The organism is Bradyrhizobium sp. Arg816, from assembly GCF_029989365.1.
In the GTDB taxonomy this organism is placed as follows: Bacteria; Pseudomonadota; Alphaproteobacteria; order Rhizobiales; family Xanthobacteraceae; genus Bradyrhizobium.
Window position 1 is genome coordinate 235951 of record NZ_JAPRAQ010000011.1, and the last position, 20669, is coordinate 256619.

The following is a 20669-nucleotide window of genomic DNA, read 5'->3' on the forward strand; positions in this document are numbered from 1 at the left end:
CACAGTACCGCTTTTTAAGGGTCTTCAGGCCGCTTTGTGGAAAGCTGACGACGAAACGCGGATGGCGTAATACCGAGCAATCTCCTGAAAGCACGACCTAGTTGTAGGGGGCTTTTGAAGCCCACAGCCCTTGCCACCTGATCGATCGACAGGTCTTGTCGCGACAGCATTTCTTTCGCGCGCTCTACGCGGTGCGTTAGGATAAACTGATATGCGCTTGTTCCGGTCGCTTGCTTGAATGCCCTGGCGAAATGAAATCGACTGAGATCTACGAGAACTGATAGCTCGGACAAAGAAATATTCCGCGCAAAATTCGCATCGATATATTCGTCAACACGATGCATGGCTTTTGGGGAAAGGCCGCCTCGCGTCCGAGGCAATACAGCTCGGGCCCCCATCGCTGCTCTCAATTCATGCAATAACACCATGCCGAGGACTTCTGCGTAAGAAGCTTCTTCAATTGAAGATCGTTCTACGACAGCTTGAATTTTTAGGAGCGTGGCTCTCAGAGGTTCGTTTTCAAAATACAAAGCAGGGCGAAGTTCCGTTAAACGAAAATCGTTTGCCTCTTCGGCAGCGGGATTCAGATGAACCGCGACTACTAAAGACTGCCGTCTTTTAAACTTTACCCATCCTTCAGCCGAGCTTCCACCTGGTAAAAATGTAAGCGTGTTGCGTAAATCTTGGCGCGTGGAGCGAATTGAGCCATCAACTCTATCTTCGCCGTCCGATCGGATAATGTCATGGAAGGCAAGATATACAGCTCGACTTTTTACGCGGTACCCCAATTCTTTAGTGTCGGATACGCGATTTACTTCCGCGGTGTAACCGGGCCACGACTGGCATTTTTGAGCATCGGGACCATCACCAGAATGGTCCCGGGAATCCCAATGGATTCGCCCTGCACCTTTGTCCAACTGAGCCCCCCGACTCGTTTCTTCTTATCACGGAGTGTTTCGCTGATTTCGCGATCTGATCAAGATCAGATGTTGCTGCGTGATACTTCGATTGCTCTTTAGCATCGGAAACGGTGCTGTCCACTTGAGCGGAAATTGCCGTCAGTAGCGGCAATTGCCTCAAAACCTTTTCGTTCGCCAGATTGGCATTTCCTCAACGTTCCTTGTCGCGCTAGGTCGTGCCCTGAGGATTTCGGCAGAATATCAGGCAACATGGTTCGCGAGTCGGGCTCGACAGAGTGGAGGGAACAGCCGTTCGTATCTGGGCAATCCGGTACGATGGTGGATTTAGAAAAACCTTCTCCCGTTCGCCTCAAATTAGGTCCTAACATTATTCTGCTGCTCCACGCAGCGGCGTGCTGTGTCTCGCTTTGGCTCGCTTCAGAGATATACGGAAACTTCGATATCCGGTTCGATGAGCGACTGTTTTCGAACGGGGTGATAGCAGTCATATTCGTTGCTGCCGTGATACCGGTGTTCGCTTGCACTGAATTCAGCTTCGGATACTTCATCAGTTTCTATTTCTACACGGTCGTACTTGGCTTTGCCTGGCTGAGCCATTTCAGCGCTCTAGAGTACGACCATGATGATGCCAGAGTGTCGGCGCTGGCTTCTCTGATTGCCTTCATGCTGCCCGCAATGGCGCTCAGGCGGCCATTCAAGCAATATTATGTGCTCAGTCAAAAATCTCTGGGCCGCCTGTTGTCTGTAATCGTTGCGACTGCAATCTGCACGATCGTTTATTGCGCGACCTATGGTTTCGAATTCGTCGGCATCCGCGATATCTATAAATATCGCCAAACACTGCATTATCCGCCTGCTGTTAGTTACCTGATCGGAAATCTGACCGGAACGCTGATCCCATTCGCGTTTGCCTGCTTTTATCAGCGCAGGCAATGGTGGATGGTCGCGCTCATTCTTGTTGTCGCAGTCTCGTTCTTTCCGATCACCTTCAACAAGCAAACTCTGCTGACCCCGGCATGGCTGATTTTGGTCGCTGCTCTTAGTGCCTTACTAGAGGTTAGAACCGCAGTGGTTGCCTCCGTTCTAGTCCCTATGGCGGCCGGCGGACTGATGTACTTCTGGTTTGACGGAGACATCGTCACCACAATTTTCGGCACCATCAACTTCAGGATGATTGCCATCCCGTCCGTGGCGATGGATGTCTACAATCACTACTTCTCGAATCACCAGCCAACTTATTTTTGCCAACAGTGGATTGTGCAAAGCATCTTTGATTGTGGCTCTCACAGGCCGCTAGATGCCATATTTGCCGATGTATATCACCTCGGCAACTTCAATGCTTCGCTTCTGGCCACCGAAGGCATTGCCTCAGTTGGAACGTATCTGGCGCCACTCTCCACACTTCTATGCGGCTTCGTGGTTGCTGTCGGCAACATGGCCTCGGCTGGATTGCCGCACCGTTTCCTCCTATTATCCAGCGCGCTCGTGGCGCAGACCATTATCAATGTGCCGTTGTCGACCGAGATTTTATCGAACGGGATTGGTCTATTGTTTCTTCTTTGGTACGCGATGCCGCGCGGTTTTGCATCTGCGGACGCGGCGGGCTGATCTTTATCGTTGCCATGCTGATTCCAACCTGATCGATATCAGATCTTGCTGTGCTTTGCTTGGATTGCTTTTTTAGGAGCGCAAAGCGCGCGTCCGATGCAGCGGAACTTGCTGTCAGTAGCTCCAATTGTCTCAAAGTTCTCTTGTACTTCAATTTAGCGCCGCTCCACGGTGCTCTTGTCGCGTAGAAGCCGCAAAAAGGGAGACGCGAAATCGGTGCTCGCGTTCATGCTCCTGGACCTATTGTCGTTTTTCTCCCAGAAAGGTGAGCGATGTTAGCTGTCGAAATGTTACGGGCTTATCGTCGTTCATTTCTCATCGTCTTTTTAATCTGTTTAACGGCAGGCGTCTTCGCCATCAGTTTGATGGAGAAGAGCTTTCTCGTTAAATCATCGATAAGAATGGGCGCAGTGTTATCGGGCGACCAACGGGTCAACCTTCAACCGGCGGCGGACACAGCCAAATTAATTGTCGACCTATACCTTCCCTTCGCTCTCTCTGAACTTCAACAGGAAAAGGTGCCTCTACTGTCGCTACAGAGCGTCGCCAACTTGCGGGCCGATGGCGTTGGGGAACACGTTGTTTTGCATAACCAGGTCAAAGCGCCTTTGGCTACTGTTGCGGTAGCTCTGCACGAAAAAATTCTGCGGAGGGTGATTAACGACAGTGTAGAAGTTGCGGACCTTGCGCGCGGAGGGGCCCAACTACGTTTGGAGTCTGCAGAACGCGCCATTCTAGATTTGTCGCATCAAATCGAGAACCTGATTGCTCTGTCAAACAAAACGTTTGAACGTGAAGAGGCCGCGCTGGCCCAGCTAAAAGACCTCCAACAGGACTATTCTAGAAAGGTGAATGTACAAGGGGTTGGCGCCGGTGGCGCGGAACAGGCCACGAGAGAACTTGTCCAGCGCATAGGCAGCGAAGAAGCAACTAATCGCGATTTAACTCAAGAACGCGCTCGTATCGCCCGTGAAATCTTTGAACTAAGACGTGCGCGCGAAGACCAAATCAAAATTCAATTGGCTAGCCAACGGGAACTAAGCACAATCCGCGAGGCGCGAGTTGTAGAGAGACCAACTCTACTGCCAATACCCATTGGACCGAGCCGTCTTTCGTTTCTCCTAGCGGTAATCGTGATTTCTCTCTTGCTCGCTTTTGGAACGATTGTAACAAGGCAAAAAATCGCAAACTTCAGAGCAGCGCCGAAGGACGAAGCCTCTCTTCTGCTGAAAGCGGCTTAGCGCTCGTGGGTTATAGAAAGTAGCTTACGGCTCGCGCGGATAAGTTCAGCGAAATCTGCTCGACGCCGGATTGCCTCCGCCGAACAACGACCATGCTTAAATGCGTTCCGATTTCCCTTCGGCGCTCCAGGCGAGGGGCCACCATGCATCCGGCATCTACCGTTTGCCATCGCCGGCGACTGGCACGGCTTCCCGCTCCGAGTTCTCGCTCCACAACGTTTGGCCCGGCGCATATCCAAGAGCATGGGGTTGATTCTCCGATTTGGTCCGTACCCCACCCCCCTCGACGTTGCCGACGACGGCCTGCCCGCCGTTGTGGACGTGAACGTGTTCGACCGTGACCTTCTGTTGGCCCTTGCTGCGATGCCGGTTCAATGCTTCGAGCAACGTCGCATGTGTGCGGGACAGCTTGTTAGCCTGACCCAGGTTTTCTTTGCGGCCTTCAAGTGTCTGCTCGGCAATCATCGCCCGCCGATAACATTCCATCGCCGCATTGTGCGAGGCGAGAAGCTGCGCCGCCAGCATACCCTCGAATTCGTCATTCGGCGAAATCCCGGCAAGCAGGCTTAGCGATGCGACCTGCCGTTCGTGAATGCGTTCCGCCTCTGGATTGTGCCCGTGCCAAATGGGGGCGGCGGCTTGGCCTGCAATGGTGTTGTTCCAAGCATCAAAACTCGAGCCACCGATATATTTGAGCTTCGGATTTGAACTATCAAGCTTGTGAACCTTCGGCGGCGGCTCCTTAGCTGGACGTCGGATTGTTTTGGTTTTCGTCAATCGTGGTCCCTCCTGAGCAGCGGCGGCTCGCTCGCTACGGCGCTATTGGGTAGCCGCGCCGATAGGTTATGCGCTTTTGAACTGCAACACCTTCTGTGGCTTCTTTCCTGTCATGGCGTTGTCAATGTGACGGGCAACTCGATCGGCCGCCGCTAAGAGCGCCGAATCGATCTTGTGAATGTAGCCCATGGTCACGTTGCCCTTCTTGGAATGGCCAATGAGGGCCTTGATCGTTGGTATGGTGTAGCCGAGATCCTCGGCGGTGGAGCTGAAGGAATGCCGGAGGCCATGGTTGGTAATGCCAGGCACTTCCTTCGCTGACACTTTCTGGAGCCACCGAGTCAGGCCGGTGTGATGCTTGGCTTCGGTCGTGACAGCTGGAAACACGTATTTTGACTTTGACTTGGCCATTGCAGCCTTCAGGACGGCGATGACAGTTGGCCCAACAGGACGGATGCTCTTGCCTGTCTTGCTATCGCCAAGACGAAGAGCCATCCCGACCGGATCTACCTCGATCTTTAGGAGGCTTTCCAGCTCATCCAGGCGGCATCCCGTCATTGCAGATGTGCGGCTTGCGAGAACACGCTGCCAATGCTCGCCGTTTGCCTCGGCCATCGCGAGGCACTTTCCAAGACGACGATAGCCGGCGTCATCCAGCCGCCATTCCCGGGTCTGATCCTTCGGTCGCCTAATTCCCTTGATCGGATTGTCGGGCCGATAGCCTTCATCGACAGCGTAGCTGAAGATCCCACCCAGCAGCCCCATCGTCCGAGCGGCAGTCCCCTTGCCGCCCGTCACAATCGCCCGCCCTCGAGTTTTGGTCTTGACGTCGGCCGCGGACTTGCCGGCAATAATGTCGCGCTGAAGGCCCTTGGCATCGGTGGGGGTGAAGCCCTTTAAGGTCTTCTTGCCGACGAGCTTGATGATGTGGCGCTCGATGCGCCCCTTGTCGCTATACAGGGTGGTCTCGCTCTTCGTCTCGCCGCGGCGGGTGAGGATCAGACCGCGTTCGGCCTTGTCCAGGTATTCCCTGCAAAGCTCCTCCATCGTCATGGCGCCGCGGGCGAGCTTCTTGCTCTCAACGGGATCTGCGCCCCTAACGACGTCCACGAGGGCCAGCTTGGCGTCTCTGCGGGCTTCTTCTGGAGTCAGGACGCCATTGCGGCCCAAAGTAAGCCGTCGGCTACGCCCATTGGCATTCCGGTACTGGACAACGAAGGACTTGGCGCCGCTCTTCTTTACGCGCAGGCCGAACCCTCGGAGCTCGTCGTCCCAGAGGAAGACATCCTTCCCGGTGGTTTCCGCAGCATCGACGATGCGTTTGGTCAGCTTGGGCAATTTCCCCTCGGGTAAGCACCAGGTAAGCAGGTGCCGGAAAACGGGGGAAATTCGGAGCAACGACCGTAGCCCCCAAATCAGGCCGATCTCAGCCTATATCCGGGGGCCATCAATTCCAAGGGATTTCAGGTAAGCAGGGGAAATCTACCTACCTTTGCCCTCCGAAGGCAAAGGTCACACGTTCGAATCGTGTCGGGTGCGCCAGTCTCCTTACTCTTTACCGAGACCGTGTGCCGGACCGAGACTGTCGGCCGGCTTTTGACGCTGTGACGGTACCATCCATCAAATGTTGCGGCTCGCAATCTGGCCTTCGCAACGTCGCGCGCGCGTCCGGCTAAGCATGTCGAATGGAAAAGCGGTCACAAATCTCTGATCAACGGCGTAATTGATTGCACCCTTAAATTGTACTATTTTGTATGGGTTGCGGAAAATGAGCCTGATCGCGGCATGTTTCTGGTCGCGATCATCGAGGCAGGTCCGATTGTAGGCGCGATGTCGCAGACCGATATCCGGTTATTGTCGGACTGAATCACCCCAAGCGCTCGTCCCGCAAGCAATAAGCCAACACGGAACCTGCTTGACGACGTCGGTCCAGTGGCGGCGCCAGGAACAGGGCTTCGCAATCAACCGGGTCGGGAGGGGTGCTTCAGATGAAAACCATCGCCCAGTTCGTCGAGGATCGCATTACGACGCTTTCCGACCTGAAGGACGCACTCCAGACCGCGATGCAATTGGAGTTCTCCACCATCCCGCCTTATCTTTGCGCGCAATGGTCGATCAACAGCGACGCGGGCGGCGTCGGCGGTATGATTGAGGACATTGTGGTGCAAGAGATGTATCACTTTGCCTTGGCAGGCAACATGCTGACCGCGATCGGCGGCGTACCATCCATTGCCAATGCGGCCTTCATTCCGAGCTATCCGACCAATGTCCTGCCCGGAGGAATTCTGCAAAAATTGGCCGTTGATCTGAAGCCGCTTACGCCAGATCAAGTTCAGGTCTTCATGCAGATCGAGTATCCGGAATTTCCGCCGGTCGCGCTCGTCGCAAGAACGGGACCCGCGACGATCGGTGATTTCTACGATGCGATCGTCGAGGGTTTCACCACAGTCAATCCCGCGATCAATGCCAGCGCTTTCGCGGTCAATTCGGGGGAAGCAACGCCGATCAAGAGCATCGCCGATGCGCAGGCGGCGATCCAGCTGATCAAGGGCGAAGGTGAAGGTACGGAAGGCTCTCCTAACCAACCCCCAACCGGCAATGCAACATTCGCCCACTATTATGTCTTCAAGGAAATCTACACCGAGAAAACGCTGGTGCAGGATGCGGCTGGCCATTGGAGCTTTACGGGAGCACCGATCCCGTTTCCGACCTGGTTCGATTTTCAGCAATCGACCGTCACACCGAGTCCGTCGCTTGCGTTCAATCAGGCCCTGTCGCAGCTCTTGATCGGCCTTCAAACGTGCTGGACAAGCGGTGCAAGACCCAGCATCGGCGCCATGTTCACACTTCAGTCGCTTGGCACGGACCTCATCCAGCAGGGCATTCGTCCTGAGTTCCTATGGGCGCCTCCGTCGGCATGAACTCCGGATCTGCCGCCCGCCTCCCTCACGTCAGCATCGAGATGATCGACTGGATCTGATCGGAAGCGGACGTCACCAGGGCGTCATACGAGGTATGACCGTGCGCGGCAGCCTTCAAAATGCATTCGGCGACAGCGGCTTTCAGACCGAACACCGACTGATCGGCCGGTACGCTCGCCATCACGGTCTCGAGGGCCTGGCGCATGGTCTGAATGAGCTCGGAGCTGTATTGCATTGGCTGTCCTCCGCGCTCCGATATAGGAACGCGTGCCTAGGCTCGCCACTCACAAGCCTGAGATTGCTCTTTGATGAACCGTGGACAGATCGCCTCAATTCAAGCGCCAGATGGCCGCATTGAGCACGCCCGCAAAGGTGACCCAGGCTGCATAAGGCACGAACAGCGCGGCTGCCAGCCTGTCCCGTGACATCTCGAGACTGATGTAGGTCACGATCGCGACGAACAGGCAAATGAGGATGACGAGTGCGGCGCCGATCTGGTGCATCGTGAACATCACCGGGGACCAGATGAAATTGAGCGCCAGCTGCGCGGCCCAGACCTGCATCGCTCGACCCGACGGCTCACGGCGAAAAGTCCGCCAACCCGCAACCGCGATCATGATGTAAAGGATAGTCCACGCCACCGGGAACGCCCAGTTCGGCGGCACGAAACCCGGCTTGGCAAGGGCCGCATACCATTCTCCCGGAAGATTGGTCGCGCCGATCAACCAGCCGATGCCGACCACGGCGACGACGAAGACCAGTAGCTGAAGCATCCATCACCTCGCGCTTCTCCCTGCGCAATTGTATCATCTTATCCATGAGCGAATCCGACACCGTGACTGGCGAATCCCCGCCCGTCCGCAAGATCATCCATATCGACATGGATGCCTTCTATGCGTCCGTGGAGCAGCGCGACAATCCGGAGCTGCGCGGAAAGCCGGTAGCCGTCGGGGGCTCCGCGGAACGCGGCGTCGTTGCGGCCGCCAGCTACGAGGCCCGCAAGTTCGGCGTTCGCTCTGCGATGCCCTCGGTGACGGCGAAACGGCAATGTCCCGACCTGATCTTCGTCAGGCCGCGCTTCGAGGTCTACAAGGCGATCTCCCGGCAGATCCGCGACATTTTCGCCGAGCACACGCCCATCATCGAACCATTGTCGCTCGACGAGGCCTATCTCGACGTGACGGAGAATTTGCAAGGCATCCCGCTGGCGCGGGACGTCGCCTTGCTGATCCGTGAGAAGATCAAGGCCGAGACCGGCCTCAACGCTTCGGCGGGTATTTCCTACAACAAGTTTCTGGCAAAGCTCGCCTCCGATCATCGCAAGCCCAACGGTCAGTTCGTGATCTCGCCGGACATGGGGCCCGCCTTCGTCGAGACGCTGCCCGTCGGCAAATTCCATGGGATCGGTCCGGCGACCAGTGCGAAGATGAATGCGCTCGGCCTGTTCACCGGCCTCGACATCCGCAACCAGACGCTGGAATTCATGAACGCGAATTTCGGCAAGTCGGGCGCCTATTACTACTGGATCTCACGCGGCGTCGACGATCGACCGGTCCGGGCCAACCGCATTCGCAAGTCGATCGGCGCGGAGACGACGTTCTCGACCGACCTCGACGAATACGGCGCGCTGGCCGCCGAGCTCAAGCCGCTCGTCGACAAGGTCTGGCGCCATTGCGAGACGACCGGCAACCGCGGCCGCACCGTCACCCTGAAGATCAAATTCGCCGACTTCGAGATCATCACGCGCAGCAGGTCCGTTACAGCGCCGGTTGCGGGCCGGGACGATCTGGAGCGGCTGGCCTGCGGCCTGCTCGAAGCCGAGATGCCGCTGCCCAAGCGCGTCAGGCTCCTGGGGGTATCGCTGTCTGCCCTCCAGGACGGCGACGATGCGGAGCCGCAGCTGACTTTCGGTATTTGAACCAGACTGGAAAGCCCCGCCGCGAACGCGAGATCCTTGTCCGCGGCGCGGCTCCAAACCAGTCATGGAAGGTGGCGGGATTTTCAGACCCGCCACCGATGAAGGCCGATCCGCTCGGGCCGATCAATGCCTCACATGCTCGAACACGACGATCACGCCCGTCGGCTCCGGCTCGTGGGCCATCAGGCGCGTGAGGTCGGCATCGCTCCAGTCGGCGAGGCTGACGACTTCGCCGGTCTGGCGCTCGGCGCTGACCGACGGGGTCGGCTCGAGCACCTTCAGGCCCGTCTCGTCGACGAAGAAGGTGTGCTCGCCGAACATGCTGTTGAGCTGCGGCATGGCGGGATGCTCGTCGGGCAGCACCTGGGCGCCGAGTTGGTTGACGGTCTGCTTCACCTGTTCGGATGTGAGCTTCATGGGCTGCTCCGTTTCTGTCGTGCCGGGTTTCATTGAGATGAGCCAAAACGGGCGTTCCCTGCGCCTGTGTCGCCTGGCTCAAATTCCCGAACGGATGCTGCGCACGAATGTTCCGGAAAAATGTATTTCGTGATCGCGAGTTTCATCTGCCGCGCTCACGGCACGGGATCGCCACACGATGCACACGATCCGCCTGTCGATGGCGCTATTCGGCGGCTTCGACGATCCGGATGTCGCGGTCGGTGCCGTCGCCGAGCAGGTCATGAGCGGCCTTGTAGGCGGGACTTTCATACGCCGCCTTGGCGCGCTCGACGCTGTCGAACTCGATGAGAACGACGCGTTCCATCAGGCCGTGCTCGTAGGCCGCAACCGGCATCCCGCGCGCGAGCACGCGTCCACCGGCGGCCTCGATGGCCGGACGCGACAGCTTGGCGTAGGCCGCCATGGCGTCTGGGCTCTTGATCGCGCGATAAGTGGCAACCCAATAGGCTTTTGCCATTTCTGTTCTCCTGGTTTCCCGCGACTTAGTGCTCGCCTCGGTTCTCGCCAACCGAGAGCGCGCAGATGCGTGACAAGTATGTGTAGGGCAGACCGGTCTCCTCGGCCCAGGCGTTGAACTGTGCTTGCACCTTTGCGAGATCGCCCTTGGACTTCACCTCTTCGGCGATGTCGAGGCCGGCATCGCGCAGGCAGGCGACGACATCCTTGGAGGTGACAAAACCATCCCAGCCGACGAAGCGCAGCAGCATCTGCCCGGTGTTGCCGCCGAGCCGACTGCCGCGCTTGGTGAGGAGATCGAGCAGGCCGACCTCGTTGGATGGCGGCCATTTCGCCAGAAACTTGCCGAAGCTGCCGTGCTCTTTTGCGATCTCCTGGACGAAGCTGGCGTTGTCGCGCACCGACATGATCTTGGCGCCGTTGCGCACGATGCGCGCGTCGCGCAAGAGGGCCTCCCAATAGTCCTCCGGCTGGAAGGTGAGCTTGGCCGGCTGAAAATGCAGAAACGCCGCTTCAAATCCGTCCCATTTCGAATCGATCACGCTCCAGGCAAAGCCCGCGCAAAACACCCGCCTGGTCATCTCGGCGAGGATGCGATCGTCGCCGAGCTTGGCCAGCCCCTTCAGGTCGGGCTTTTCGGGCATCAGCCTGTCCAGCGCCTTGGGGCCGCCCTTGCGCTTCTCGGCGCGGGCACGAATGGTCTTGAAGGAGGTCATGCGGATACGGGCGTTTGAGGATGCGCCACGACATCAGAATTCGATGACACGGTCCAGCCCTGCGGTGCCCGGCCACCTGCGCACGCCAATGCGCCGCAGCATGCTGCCGGCCATTGGCCTGACGAGAAGAGGCAGCCATTCTGGTCTGCTTCTTGCTTTATAATGTTTTGGAATTCCCAGACATTTTCAAACCCGCCCACGGATTTTCAATGCGCTGCCTGGTCGTGGCCGATTTGCACTACTCGCTGCCGCAGCTCGACTGGCTGGTCAGCGCGGCGCCGCAGTTCGACCTCGTGATCTTCGCCGGCGATGCGCTCGACATCGGCTCGATGGTGGATTTTCGCGCGCAGATCGTGGTGGTGAAGAAGTACCTCGCGCTGCTCGCCGCACAGACCCGCGTGATCCTCTGCTCCGGCAATCACGACCTCGACGAGCGCAATATGGAGGGCGAAAAGATCTCGCGCTGGATCTCGGAGGTGCGGGAGCTCGGAATCAGTTGCGACGGCGACAGCCTCGCCATCGGCGACACGCTGTTCACGGTGTGCCCGTGGTGGGATGGCCCGCTGGTCAAGCAACGCATCGTCGCGCAGCTGCGCGCCGCCGCCGAAAACCGCCCGCAACGCTGGATCTGGGCCCATCATGCGCCGCCGGCGAATTCACCGACCAGCTGGGGCGGCAAGCGCTTCTTCGGCGACGTCGATCTGGTGCAGTGGATCATGCAGTATCAGCCGTCGATGGTGATCTCGGGCCATGTGCACCAGTCACCCTTCATCACCGACGGCTCGTGGTTCGACCGGCTCGGGCAGACCTGGGTGTTCAACGCCGGCCTGCAACCGGGCCGGCCGCCGACGCATATCGTGCTCGATCTCGCTGCGGACAAGGCGTTCTGGCTGGCAGCGGGCCAAGCGCAGTGGATCGACCTCGGCGCACCGCTGAAGCGGCCCGCAAACACCGTCGAGGAGCCACCGGACTGGCTCACATCCTTGGATCGGATTGCCGATCCGAGCCTGGCGAGACCTCGTGCGGCGGCAGGTTGATCATGCTCTGGAGCACCTCGCCGACCATGGCGAGATGCGTGCCGTGGCCGGCATATTGCCGCTTGAGATCGGCGAGATAGGTGTTGGCGACGTTGAGCCGCTGCGCCAGCGTGCGCGCGAGCAGCAGCGCGACCTCGGGCCGCTGGATGAGGAATGACGCCGCGTCCTCGAACTCATAGATGACGGAATCCGAGCTGGCCCGCACGGTCGCGGTATGCGGCAGCCCAAGCAGCACGGACATCTCGCCGAACACGGCGCCCGGCTCGGCGATGGTCGCGACCACCGTGTCGCTCTTGAGCACTTCGAGCTTGCCCTCGACGAGCACGTAGAGGTGGCCGCTGCTGGTGCCGCCCTCGGTGACGACCGACGTGCCAGCCTTGACCTGCCGCTCCGTTCCGCCGGTGCAATGATCCAGAACTGCGCGCATCGCCGAAGCTCCCATCGCTGGGGAAATCCAGCCGATACTAGAGCACGATCCGTGCCAGGCGGCAACGCGCGGACGGCTATCGCGACAAGCGCTTTGCGAGGTGAACCGACTGCCAGTCTCCGAGGTCGGTATCCCGGAAGCCCGCCTTCTTCGCCAGACCACGCATCTCGGCATTTGTCCGAGCAGTCTCGGCCGCGATCATCTCGTGGCCAAGATCGGTCGCACGCGTCTCCATCGCCGTCATCATCTGCAAGCCGAGGCCCAGGCGCTGGAACCCATCGGCGACCGAGATGGCAAACTCGCCATGCCGTGCAGTCGCATCATAGGCGTAGTTCGCTTCGCCGATGATGGTGTGCAGCCCTTCCTGCCTGACTTCGGCGAGCAGGGTGAAATGACCGGGACGGCCCGTCTTCGCCACGCATTCGGCCGCGACCAGAGCGAAGTCGGTACGCGCGCCCATGAAGCGCTTGTTGCGCGACGTCGTGGACAGTCCGGTGAAATAGACCGACAGGTTCTCGACATCGGATACGCCGGCGGCCTGATGCAGACCAAGCCCTTCGCTTCGGCCAGTTTTACCGGCTCGACGACGGCTCCCGGAAACAGCTGTGACATGCGTGATGCTCTCGGCTGGTTGCGTGGACCGCACACCTAACCGAGACCGCGCATCCGCGGCTTGGACACCGCTGCCAATCATGCGGCTGAAAACGAACAGCCCGTTGGCCTGTGCCGTGCATCACACACGGGAGAGTGACGGCACCTCCTCCGGCATGATCGCCTGGAGGCCGCCGAAGCGGCGCTCGCGGCCGTGGAACGACGCCAGCGCCGCGGAGAGATCGCTCGCGTCGAATTCGGGCCACATCCGCTCGGTGAAGTGCAACTCGGCATAGGCACCTTCCCAGAGCAGGAAGTCCGACAGCCGCTTCTCGCCGGAGGTGCGGATGATGAGATCGACGTCGCGTAGGCCGGCCTCGCCGGTGACGAGCTGCGAGAAGGCTTCACGGGTGAGGCTCGTCAGTGCCGCCGCCTTCGCTGCGGCATTGAGGATGGCGTCGCGCGCGGAATAGTCGACCGCGATGCGCAGGTGAAGCGCGCTGCCGTGCGCGGTGGAGTCTTCCGCGCGCGCGATCGCATTGGCGATGCCGTCGGGCAGACGGTCGCGGCGGCCGATCACGGTGAGGCGCACGCCGTTCCTGGCGAGGCTCTGCACCTCGTTGGCGAGATAGAAGCGCAGCAACGTCATCAGCGCGGCGACTTCGGTTTTCGGCCTGCGCCAATTGTCGGTGGAGAAGGCGTAGAGCGTCAGCGTCCCGATGCCCTGCTTGGGCGCGGCCTCGACGATGCGACGGATCGCCTCGACGCCGGCTTCGTGGCCGCGCACGCGCGACAAGCCGCGGCGTGTCGCCCACCGGCCGTTGCCGTCCATGATGATGCCGACGTGAAGCTTCTCGCTGCGCGAGGTCATGTCGCTTTGCATTGCAAAGTCTCCGGTCAAAAAAGGGGGATCAGGTCGAGATGATACCGAGACGGCCAAGCGGCGGCGCCTCGCGGCCAGCGGCCTTGGCGGCGTCGCGTACCAGCCGCTCGAGCACGGCGAGATAGTCGAGGAAGCGGCGGCGGCCGGCCTTGGTCAGGCGGCAGGTGGTGTGCGGGCGGTTGCCCTCATAGCCCTTGGTCACCTCGACGAGGCCGGCCTCCTGGAGCACGGCGAGATGCCGGCTGAGATTGCCGTCGGTGAGACCGCAGAGCTGCTTGAGATCGGCGAACGCCAGGCCCTTCGGATGCGCCATCAGCGAAGTCAGAAGCCCGAGCCTCGCCTTCTCGTGGATGACGCGGTCGAGCCCTTCATAGGAAAAGGGTGCGCTGTCAGTCTTCGACATCATGGTCTCCGGACGCGAAATACAGAATGCCCGCCATCACCGACTGCCCGATCACGAAGGGCAGCCCCATGGTCCATGGCGACAGCGTGTGGGTTTGGCTCGCCAGGACCAGCACCGCGAAGCCCGACACGAAATACCAGGCGCCGGCGAGCGCGACGGTGCGCGGCAGCGAACGAACCGAGGCGAAGATGCCGAGCGAGACCAGGATCTGCCACAGGCCGGGCAGCAGCCACAGCGTCTCGCTCGCGAATTTCCACATCACCACCGCGAGCAATACGCCGGCGACACCCGCGGGCAGGAACTGTTCGACCGCCTGGTGGATCATGGCATCGGCCAGGCCCGAGTGATGGCGGCGCGAGCGCGCGCGCATCTCGATGCCGATCATCAGGCCGGAGAGCACCGCAGCCATGAACCAGCCGAAGAAGAAGCCGAGCGGCTCGCTGGTGGGATCGCCGAGCAGCCAGAATTGGAGGATTGCGGTGAGAAGCGCGACGGCGCCCGTCGCAGCGATCGTCGCCGGACCATAGCCGCGGAACGCCGTGCCCGCCGCGATCTGGTTGCGGATCGCCACGATGTCGGCCAGTGCCTTGTCAAGATCGCGCATTGGCAACGCCAAAACCCCGCTCCGCCCAATTGTCCGGGACGGCCCGCCCCGTCACTTTGTATCGCAAAGTATATCGCACCGCAAAGTAAAGGCAAGCCCGGAAGTCGCCGCGAGGAGGTCCTGCCCGGACAAACAACTGTCGATTGCACTGCGTATTCTCCCGCGGATAGGATGGATCGAAGAGCGTCATCGGGGGATGGTATGTGGCTTAAGTCGTTTGTCGTTGCATCGCTTTTGCAGGCGAGTGTCGTCGGAGCAGCTCATGCGGCGGGGCCGTTCGGCACGATCCACGTCGGCAACTGGAACGGCGGCGCCTATTCCAATGATTCGACCGGCGCATTCTCACACTGCGCTGCAAGCACACCTTACGCCAACGGCGTCACTTTGCTCGTTGGCCAGGATGCAAACAATTCGTGGTTGCTCGGCTTCGCCAATCCGGCATTTCGCTTCAAGAAGGGCGAGAACCTGGCGATCGACGTCACCTTCGACGGCCAGGCCGAGGCGAGACTCTTCGGAACGGCGCTTTCGGAGGTCATGGTCTCGGCAATTCTGCCCACCAGCGTCGCTCGCGCTCTCCAGAAGGCGAGCCTGATGGTGGCGGTGGCGAGAGGCACGCCCTTTCAGTTCAGCCTGACATCAACTGCGCCTTTGGTGGCCGCGGTTACCAATTGTGTGACCAGAGTCAAAGCCGACGGCCTGGACAAGGCCGGCGATTTTACAAAGATTGCCGCCAAGCCGCAGGCCGCGCCGGACAAGCAGGCATCACCGCCGGCCGGCGGCAAAGCGGCAAGAACCAACAGCGGCACCGGCTTTGTCGTGAGCGCCAGCGGACACATCGTCACCAACAACCACGTGATCAATGGCTGCGTCGGCGATATCAAGGGCAACCTCCCCGGCGAGGCAACGATGGTGCTGCGCGTCGTGTCGAACGATGCCAACAACGATCTCGCCTTGTTGCAGGCGCCATCGACCACGACGTTCAGGGACTTTGCACGTATCCGCGACCGCTCGATCCGCTCCGGCGATTCCGTCGTCGCGATCGGCTTTCCTTATCATGGGATGCTGACCTCCGACTTTACCGTGACAACCGGTATCGTGAGCTCGCTCAGCGGCATGCGCAACGACAGTCGTTTCCTGCAAATCAGCGCGCCCGTGCAGCCCGGCAACAGCGGGGGTCCGCTGTTCGACACCACCGGGCAGATCGTGGGCGTGGTCACCGGAAAGGTCGACGCGCTCCGTATCGCCGTGGCCACCGGCAACATTCCCGAAAACATCAACTTCGCCATCAAGACCGGTGCGCTGCGCGACTTCCTCGACAATTCCGTGGTGCCCTACCAGACCGCCGAGCCCAAGGGTGAGATCAAGGGTGAGCTCAAGACCACCGACATCGCCGGCAACGCGCGGCCGTACACGATGCTGATCTCGTGCAACGGCACGGAGCAGGCCGACGCGAAGCGGTAGACTGCGACCGACGGCACACCGCCGCGCCAACCACCGCGGTCATTCCCCGCGACCCGGCTACGCCAAGGCTTCGCCGGGGTTGAGGTCCAGGGGCGCCGAAGCTCTAGCGTAGGCGGCAAGCGGGGAATCCAGTACGCCGCGGCCTCTCGATTCAGGCACTCCCGTCTCGGGGTACTGGATCGCCCGGTCAAGCCGGGCGATGACACCGTCAATGACAACTCACCCGTGGCAGCACGCCCCCTTCGCCTGCGGCTCGTACTGGTCGCGCAGGCGGACCCAGTCCATCGGATAGGGCAGGCCGTCCTCGTGACGACCGAGCGGGGTGAGGTCGAGATATTGATAGGCCGCGTTCATCATGTCGAGACCGCGCGCGAAGCATGAATAGGTATGGAAGATCTCGCCGGCCTCGTTGCGGTAGAACACGCTGATACCGGGCAGCTCCGGACCGTAGAACGGCGTGGTGCCGAAATTGTATTTCGGCACGCCCTTGTCGATCTGCTCGCGCGTGAACGAGACCTCGTAGTCGTGGTTGAAGTCGTTGCTCCCTGACGAGACCCAGTCGAAGGTCCAGCCCATCCGCTTCTTGAAGGCCTCGAGCTTGGCGCTAGGTGCGAGCGAGATCGCAACCGTGGAGGTGTCGCGCGCGGCGAGGTGCGGCACCATGCGATCGAGACCGTCGGCCCAGAACGAGCAGCTCTTGCACGCGGCCTCCCAGTCGGGTGCGAACATCACATGCTGCACCACGAGCTGCGGGCGGCCCCCGAAGAGATCGCCGAGCGTCACCTTGCCGTTCGATCCGTCGAACACATAGTTCTTGTCGACCTTCACCCAGGGCAGCGCGCGGCGCTGCTCGGCGAGGCGTTCGCGGGCCTGGCTGAGCTCCTTCTCATGCGCCAGGTGGGCCTTGCGGGCGGCGATCCATTGCTCGCGCGAGACGATCTGATGTTGCTGCACGGTATCCTCCATGGTGTCAGGCGACGAAGGCGTCGAGCTTGTCGAGGGACGCGCTCCAGCCGCGCTGGTGATTGTCGCGTGCGGTCTCGTCGAAGAACTGGGCGTGATGGAAGATCATCAGCGTGCCGGCGCTATCCGGCTTCAGCGTGATCGTCACCAGCGATTCGCGCTCCGGCGTCGAATGCCAGGCCCAGGTGAATACCAGCCGCTCGTTCGGCACGACCTCGCGATAGATGCCGCCGGCCTCGAAATATTCGCCGTCGTCACCGGTGAAGCTGATGCGGTAGCGGCCGCCGGTACGGACATCGAGCTCGGCGTCCAGCGTCGCCGGCTTCATGTTCGGCGGCCCGAACCACTGGACTAGCTGCGCGGCTTGCGTCCAGGCGGCGTAGACTTTTTCCGGCCTTGCGCGGAGCCGGCGCGTGAGCGTGAGGCTGGGACGCTCGCTTGGATATTCGGCTGTGCGGGGATCGGCGTTGACGGCTGCGTTGGCCATGTCTTGTCCTCCACGAAGGCGGCGAGGCGATCGAACTTCTCGGACCAGAATTGCGCGTAGCGATTGAGCCAGTTCATCGCCTGCTCCATCGGCTGTGCGGTGAGCCGGCAGGACACCGTGCGTCCGGTCTTCTCCCGCACGATCAGGCCCGCATCCGTGAGCACGTCGAGATGCTTCATGATCGCCGGCAGCGAGACCGGAAACGGCGCGGCCAGCTCGCTCACCGACAGGCCGTCCCGCTCGCCGAGCCGCGCGAGAAGGGCACGCCGCGTCGGATCGGACAGCGCCGCAAAGGTCCGGTCGAGCGTCTCGTCTCTATACTTAACCATTTGGTTTAGTATAGACGTGAACGAGAAGGCGTCAAGCAGGAACCCGCGCGTCCGGATCTGCACGACTGCGTGATCAGGCAGTGCTTAGTGTGAGGCGCGACTAGTATGGCGGAACGCGCCGAGCGCGTAGTGACGGCTGAAGCGGCGGCCGTGCGACCATGTAGGCAGGATTTTGTGCGCAATAGCCCTTGCGGCCCGACGCGCTCAGCAGACACTGCTCGCGGGTCTGATAGGAACAGTCGCCGGGATAGCCGTATTCCGAGTTCTGAATGCACCACGCGTAATCATAGTCCGCGCGCGCCGGGCTCCCGCCAGCGAGCCACACAAGGACTATGGTGCCCAGCACAAATTGCGCCTTGCACATGATCGATCTCCCATGTTCGCCGCGCGACATGCGACCTCACAGAGGGAAAGGCTTGCGGAGCCGGTTTATTCCGGAGCGGTCGCGCAAAAATACGCGGCTGCGCAATGCGCGGCTAGTACGGTGCAATGGGACGCGCGCGACGGTGCGGCCGAGGTTGCGGCTGCGGCGCCTGACCATAGGCCACCATTGGATTGGGCCCGCAGTACAGCAAGCGGCCGGAGACGCTGGCCTGGCATTGTTCATAGGTGCTGTAGGCACATTCGCCGGGATAGTCATACTCGCCGCCCTGGGCGCACCAGGGATAGTCGCGGGCCGCCGCGGGCGTGATGGTGACGAAGCCGGCAAGGACCGTCGCGCCCAGCGTCAGCAGCGCCAATTGCGTCTTGCGCATGTTCCAGACTCCTCTCTTCACAGCGCGAGATACGCGCCATGTATCATCAGGTTTCGCCGCGCCATTTTATTCCGGATCAACGGAACGAAGTACGCAAGAAAAAAACCCTGCCAGGCGGCAGGGCTCCAATCTCAGGGATCACAAGATCGCTACTCGACCTTCAGGCCGGCGAACTCGACGACCTTCTTCCACTTCTCGGTCTCGGCCTTGATCTCCTCGCCGAACGCCTCCGGCGTCTGCACCCGCGGCTCGCCGCCGAGTTCGACCAGGCGCTTGGTCATGTCAGGCTCCTTCATGAGCGTATTGATCTCATTGTTGAGCTTGGCGATGATCTCCTTGGGCGTGTTCTTCGGCGCGCCCATGCCGAACAGCGCGCTGGCCTCGTAGTCCTTCACGGTCTCGGCGATCGCCTGCACGTCGGGCAGCTGCGGCGAGCGCTCCGTGGTGGTGACGCCGATCGCGCGAAGCGAGCCGGAGCGGATGTGCTGGATGATCGAGGGCATGTTGTCGAAGATCACCTGCACCTGGCCGCCGAGCATGTCGGTGATCGCCGGCGCCGCGCCGCGATAGGGCACGTGCTGCATCTTGCAGCCGGTCATCGCCATGAACATCTCGCCGGATAGATGCACCGAGGTGCCGTTGCCGGACGAAGCCATGTTCACCTTGCCCGGATTGGCCTTCACGTATTCGATGAATTCGGCGACGTTCTTGGCCGGAACGTCCTTGTTGACGGTCATCACGTTCGGCACCCGCTGGAACGAGGCGACCGGCGCGATGTCGCGCACGAAGTTGAATTTGAGGTTGGCGTAGAGCGAAGCGTTGATGAAGTTGGCCGGATTGACCAGCTGCAGCGTGTAGCCGTCGGGCTCGGCATTGACGACCGATTCGGTGCCGATATTGTTGCCGGCGCCCGGCTTGTTCTCGATCACGAATTGCTGGCCGAGCCGCTCCGACAGCCGCTGACCGATCAGCCGCGCCAGGATGTCGGTGGCGCCGCCCGGCGGATAGCCGACCACCCATTTCACGGGCCGGGCCGGATAGTCGGCGGCAAGGGCCTTCGACAGCGGGGTGGCTGCAAGCGGACTGGCTGCCAGCAGGCCCAGCGCGGTACGGCGAGTGATCATCTCAAGGGTTCTCCCAACGTGTTGTTCTTGAAAGCCAGATGGCTTCAAAGTGGCGTCGACGCGGTTGTAACAAAGCTTGCCGCAGGCGCAAAGTGCGCCCGGCGCATCACGACGAAAGGATAAGGCATGCCGGTCAAGGTCGAAGCCCTCGATCATCTCGTCATCAACGTCGCCGACGTCGCAGTGACCTCCGAGTGGTACCGCAAGATTCTCGGCATGGAAGTCATGGTGTTCGACCCCGGCGGCGGCAAAGCGCCGCGGACTTCGTTGCAATTCGGTAACCAGAAGATCAACGTCCGGCCGCGCGATGCCGACAAGGTGGAGTGGTTCACCGCGGACCATCAGACCGCCGGCAGCGAGGATCTGTGCTTCCTCACCTCTGCCGCGCCCGACGAGGTGGTGGCGCATTTGAAGGCACATGGCGTCGCGATCGAGGAAGGCCCGGTTCCCAAGCAGGGCGCCCGCGGCACGCTGCGCTCGGTCTATTGCCGGGATCCCGATGGCAGCCTGATCGAGATTTCGTCGTACGAGGATTGAGGCTCTCCGGCGCCAACCGATGGCGGGAGGACGCGATCATCCCAAAGCAGCC

Annotated in this window: 26 protein-coding genes and 1 pseudogene; 7 read left to right on the forward strand and 20 right to left on the reverse strand. The window is 60.6% G+C overall.

Going from position 1 to position 20669, the window contains the following annotated elements; translation table 11 throughout:
* Positions 1–14 precede the first annotated feature (14 nt).
* On the reverse strand, positions 15–917 hold the full coding sequence (locus OWC48_RS26490; protein WP_282522598.1) for a helix-turn-helix domain-containing protein: 903 nt from the start codon (positions 915–917) through the stop codon (positions 15–17).
* 252 nt (positions 918–1169) lie between these two features.
* On the opposite strand from OWC48_RS26490, the gene OWC48_RS26495 reads away from it, so the two are divergent.
* Positions 1170–2528, forward strand: coding sequence for a hypothetical protein (locus OWC48_RS26495; protein ID WP_282522599.1), 1359 nt, complete (start codon positions 1170–1172; stop codon positions 2526–2528).
* 272 nt (positions 2529–2800) lie between these two features.
* Positions 2801–3769, forward strand: a complete 969-nt coding sequence (locus tag OWC48_RS26500; RefSeq protein WP_282522600.1) for a hypothetical protein — start codon at positions 2801–2803, stop codon at positions 3767–3769.
* Here the strand turns inward: OWC48_RS26500 and OWC48_RS26505 are convergent.
* The 3 genes from OWC48_RS26505 to OWC48_RS26515 form a co-directional block, all read right to left on the reverse strand.
* Positions 3766–4014 carry an HGGxSTG domain-containing protein gene (locus OWC48_RS26505; RefSeq protein WP_306664478.1) on the reverse strand — a complete coding sequence of 83 codons (249 nt, stop codon included), beginning with the start codon at positions 4012–4014 and terminating at the stop codon, positions 3766–3768. The genes OWC48_RS26500 and OWC48_RS26505 overlap by 4 nt on opposite strands.
* Positions 3926–4546: a hypothetical protein gene (locus OWC48_RS26510; protein WP_282522601.1), complete on the reverse strand. Its 621-nt coding sequence runs from the start codon at positions 4544–4546 to the stop codon at positions 3926–3928. Before OWC48_RS26510 ends, OWC48_RS26505 begins: the two co-directional genes overlap by 89 nt.
* A gap of 66 nt (positions 4547–4612) precedes the next feature.
* Entirely contained in the window at positions 4613–5884 is a 1272-nt protein-coding gene (locus OWC48_RS26515; RefSeq protein ID WP_282522602.1) for an integrase arm-type DNA-binding domain-containing protein, read from the reverse strand.
* 650 nt (positions 5885–6534) lie between these two features.
* Between OWC48_RS26515 and OWC48_RS26520 the strand changes: the two genes are divergently transcribed.
* A complete protein-coding gene (locus OWC48_RS26520) occupies positions 6535–7467 on the forward strand; it encodes a ferritin-like protein (RefSeq protein ID WP_282522603.1) in 933 nt (310 codons plus the stop codon).
* A gap of 25 nt (positions 7468–7492) precedes the next feature.
* Here the strand turns inward: OWC48_RS26520 and OWC48_RS26525 are convergent, their stop codons facing one another.
* Complete coding sequence (locus tag OWC48_RS26525; protein ID WP_014491045.1) at positions 7493–7702, reverse strand: hypothetical protein; 210 nt, start codon at positions 7700–7702, stop codon at positions 7493–7495.
* Between the two features lie 94 nt (positions 7703–7796).
* Positions 7797–8240, reverse strand: a complete 444-nt coding sequence (locus tag OWC48_RS26530) for a TspO/MBR family protein (RefSeq protein WP_282522604.1) — start codon at positions 8238–8240, stop codon at positions 7797–7799.
* A gap of 44 nt (positions 8241–8284) precedes the next feature.
* On the opposite strand from OWC48_RS26530, the gene dinB reads away from it, so the two are divergent.
* Entirely contained in the window at positions 8285–9385 is a 1101-nt protein-coding gene (dinB, locus tag OWC48_RS26535) for a DNA polymerase IV (RefSeq protein ID WP_282522605.1), read from the forward strand.
* A 123-nt stretch (positions 9386–9508) separates the two neighbouring features.
* On the opposite strand, the gene OWC48_RS26540 is transcribed toward dinB, so the two are convergent.
* The 3 genes from OWC48_RS26540 to OWC48_RS26550 all read right to left on the reverse strand — a co-directional run bounded on the left by OWC48_RS26540 (position 9509) and on the right by OWC48_RS26550 (position 11016).
* Positions 9509–9802 carry a hypothetical protein gene (locus OWC48_RS26540; protein ID WP_166066167.1) on the reverse strand — a complete coding sequence of 98 codons (294 nt, stop codon included), beginning with the start codon at positions 9800–9802 and terminating at the stop codon, positions 9509–9511.
* Positions 9803–10007: 205 nt separating this feature from the next.
* The gene (locus OWC48_RS26545; RefSeq protein WP_282522606.1) at positions 10008–10301 is read right to left on the reverse strand and encodes a DUF1330 domain-containing protein; all 294 of its coding nucleotides are present in this window, start codon (positions 10299–10301) and stop codon (positions 10008–10010) included.
* Positions 10302–10326: 25 nt separating this feature from the next.
* Positions 10327–11016: a DNA-3-methyladenine glycosylase I gene (locus OWC48_RS26550; protein ID WP_282522607.1), complete on the reverse strand. Its 690-nt coding sequence runs from the start codon at positions 11014–11016 to the stop codon at positions 10327–10329.
* Between the two features lie 209 nt (positions 11017–11225).
* Between OWC48_RS26550 and OWC48_RS26555 the strand changes: the two genes are divergently transcribed.
* Positions 11226–12053, forward strand: a complete 828-nt coding sequence (locus tag OWC48_RS26555; protein ID WP_282522608.1) for a metallophosphoesterase — start codon at positions 11226–11228, stop codon at positions 12051–12053.
* Here OWC48_RS26555 and OWC48_RS26560 read toward each other — a convergent pair.
* The 5 genes from OWC48_RS26560 to OWC48_RS26580 all read right to left on the reverse strand — a co-directional run bounded on the left by OWC48_RS26560 (position 11992) and on the right by OWC48_RS26580 (position 14961).
* On the reverse strand, positions 11992–12480 hold the full coding sequence (locus OWC48_RS26560) for a Crp/Fnr family transcriptional regulator (protein ID WP_282522609.1): 489 nt from the start codon (positions 12478–12480) through the stop codon (positions 11992–11994). The genes OWC48_RS26555 and OWC48_RS26560 overlap by 62 nt on opposite strands.
* A gap of 76 nt (positions 12481–12556) precedes the next feature.
* Positions 12557–13126 (reverse strand): GNAT family N-acetyltransferase, encoded by a 570-nt coding sequence (locus OWC48_RS26565; RefSeq protein WP_282522610.1) that lies wholly within the window; start codon positions 13124–13126, stop codon positions 12557–12559.
* A gap of 87 nt (positions 13127–13213) precedes the next feature.
* On the reverse strand, positions 13214–13954 hold the full coding sequence (locus tag OWC48_RS26570; RefSeq protein ID WP_282522611.1) for a di-trans,poly-cis-decaprenylcistransferase: 741 nt from the start codon (positions 13952–13954) through the stop codon (positions 13214–13216).
* Between the two features lie 28 nt (positions 13955–13982).
* Complete coding sequence (locus tag OWC48_RS26575; RefSeq protein WP_018644262.1) at positions 13983–14357, reverse strand: transcriptional regulator; 375 nt, start codon at positions 14355–14357, stop codon at positions 13983–13985.
* Positions 14344–14961 carry a hypothetical protein gene (locus tag OWC48_RS26580; RefSeq protein WP_282522612.1) on the reverse strand — a complete coding sequence of 206 codons (618 nt, stop codon included), beginning with the start codon at positions 14959–14961 and terminating at the stop codon, positions 14344–14346. Before OWC48_RS26580 ends, OWC48_RS26575 begins: the two co-directional genes overlap by 14 nt.
* A 201-nt stretch (positions 14962–15162) precedes the next feature.
* Here OWC48_RS26580 and OWC48_RS26585 point away from each other — a divergent pair, with 201 nt between their 5' ends.
* Entirely contained in the window at positions 15163–16422 is a 1260-nt protein-coding gene (locus tag OWC48_RS26585; RefSeq protein WP_282522613.1) for a S1C family serine protease, read from the forward strand.
* Between the two features lie 219 nt (positions 16423–16641).
* On the opposite strand, the gene OWC48_RS26590 is transcribed toward OWC48_RS26585, so the two are convergent.
* From OWC48_RS26590 to OWC48_RS26615, 6 genes and pseudogenes are all read right to left on the reverse strand, one after another.
* The gene (locus tag OWC48_RS26590; protein ID WP_282522614.1) at positions 16642–17376 is read right to left on the reverse strand and encodes a thioredoxin family protein; all 735 of its coding nucleotides are present in this window, start codon (positions 17374–17376) and stop codon (positions 16642–16644) included.
* Between the two features lie 16 nt (positions 17377–17392).
* Positions 17393–17725: pseudogene (locus tag OWC48_RS26595) on the reverse strand (SRPBCC domain-containing protein); the annotation flags it as partial.
* 11 nt (positions 17726–17736) lie between these two features.
* A complete protein-coding gene (locus OWC48_RS26600; RefSeq protein WP_282522615.1) occupies positions 17737–18201 on the reverse strand; it encodes a helix-turn-helix transcriptional regulator in 465 nt (154 codons plus the stop codon).
* A 100-nt stretch (positions 18202–18301) separates the two neighbouring features.
* Entirely contained in the window at positions 18302–18565 is a 264-nt protein-coding gene (locus OWC48_RS26605) for a DUF3551 domain-containing protein (protein WP_282522616.1), read from the reverse strand.
* Between the two features lie 112 nt (positions 18566–18677).
* Complete coding sequence (locus OWC48_RS26610) at positions 18678–18956, reverse strand: DUF3551 domain-containing protein (RefSeq protein ID WP_282522617.1); 279 nt, start codon at positions 18954–18956, stop codon at positions 18678–18680.
* Between the two features lie 149 nt (positions 18957–19105).
* Entirely contained in the window at positions 19106–20080 is a 975-nt protein-coding gene (locus OWC48_RS26615) for a tripartite tricarboxylate transporter substrate binding protein (protein ID WP_028151126.1), read from the reverse strand.
* 126 nt (positions 20081–20206) lie between these two features.
* On the opposite strand from OWC48_RS26615, the gene OWC48_RS26620 reads away from it, so the two are divergent.
* Positions 20207–20617, forward strand: coding sequence for a VOC family protein (locus tag OWC48_RS26620; protein WP_282522618.1), 411 nt, complete (start codon positions 20207–20209; stop codon positions 20615–20617).
* Positions 20618–20669: the final 52 nt, after the last annotated feature.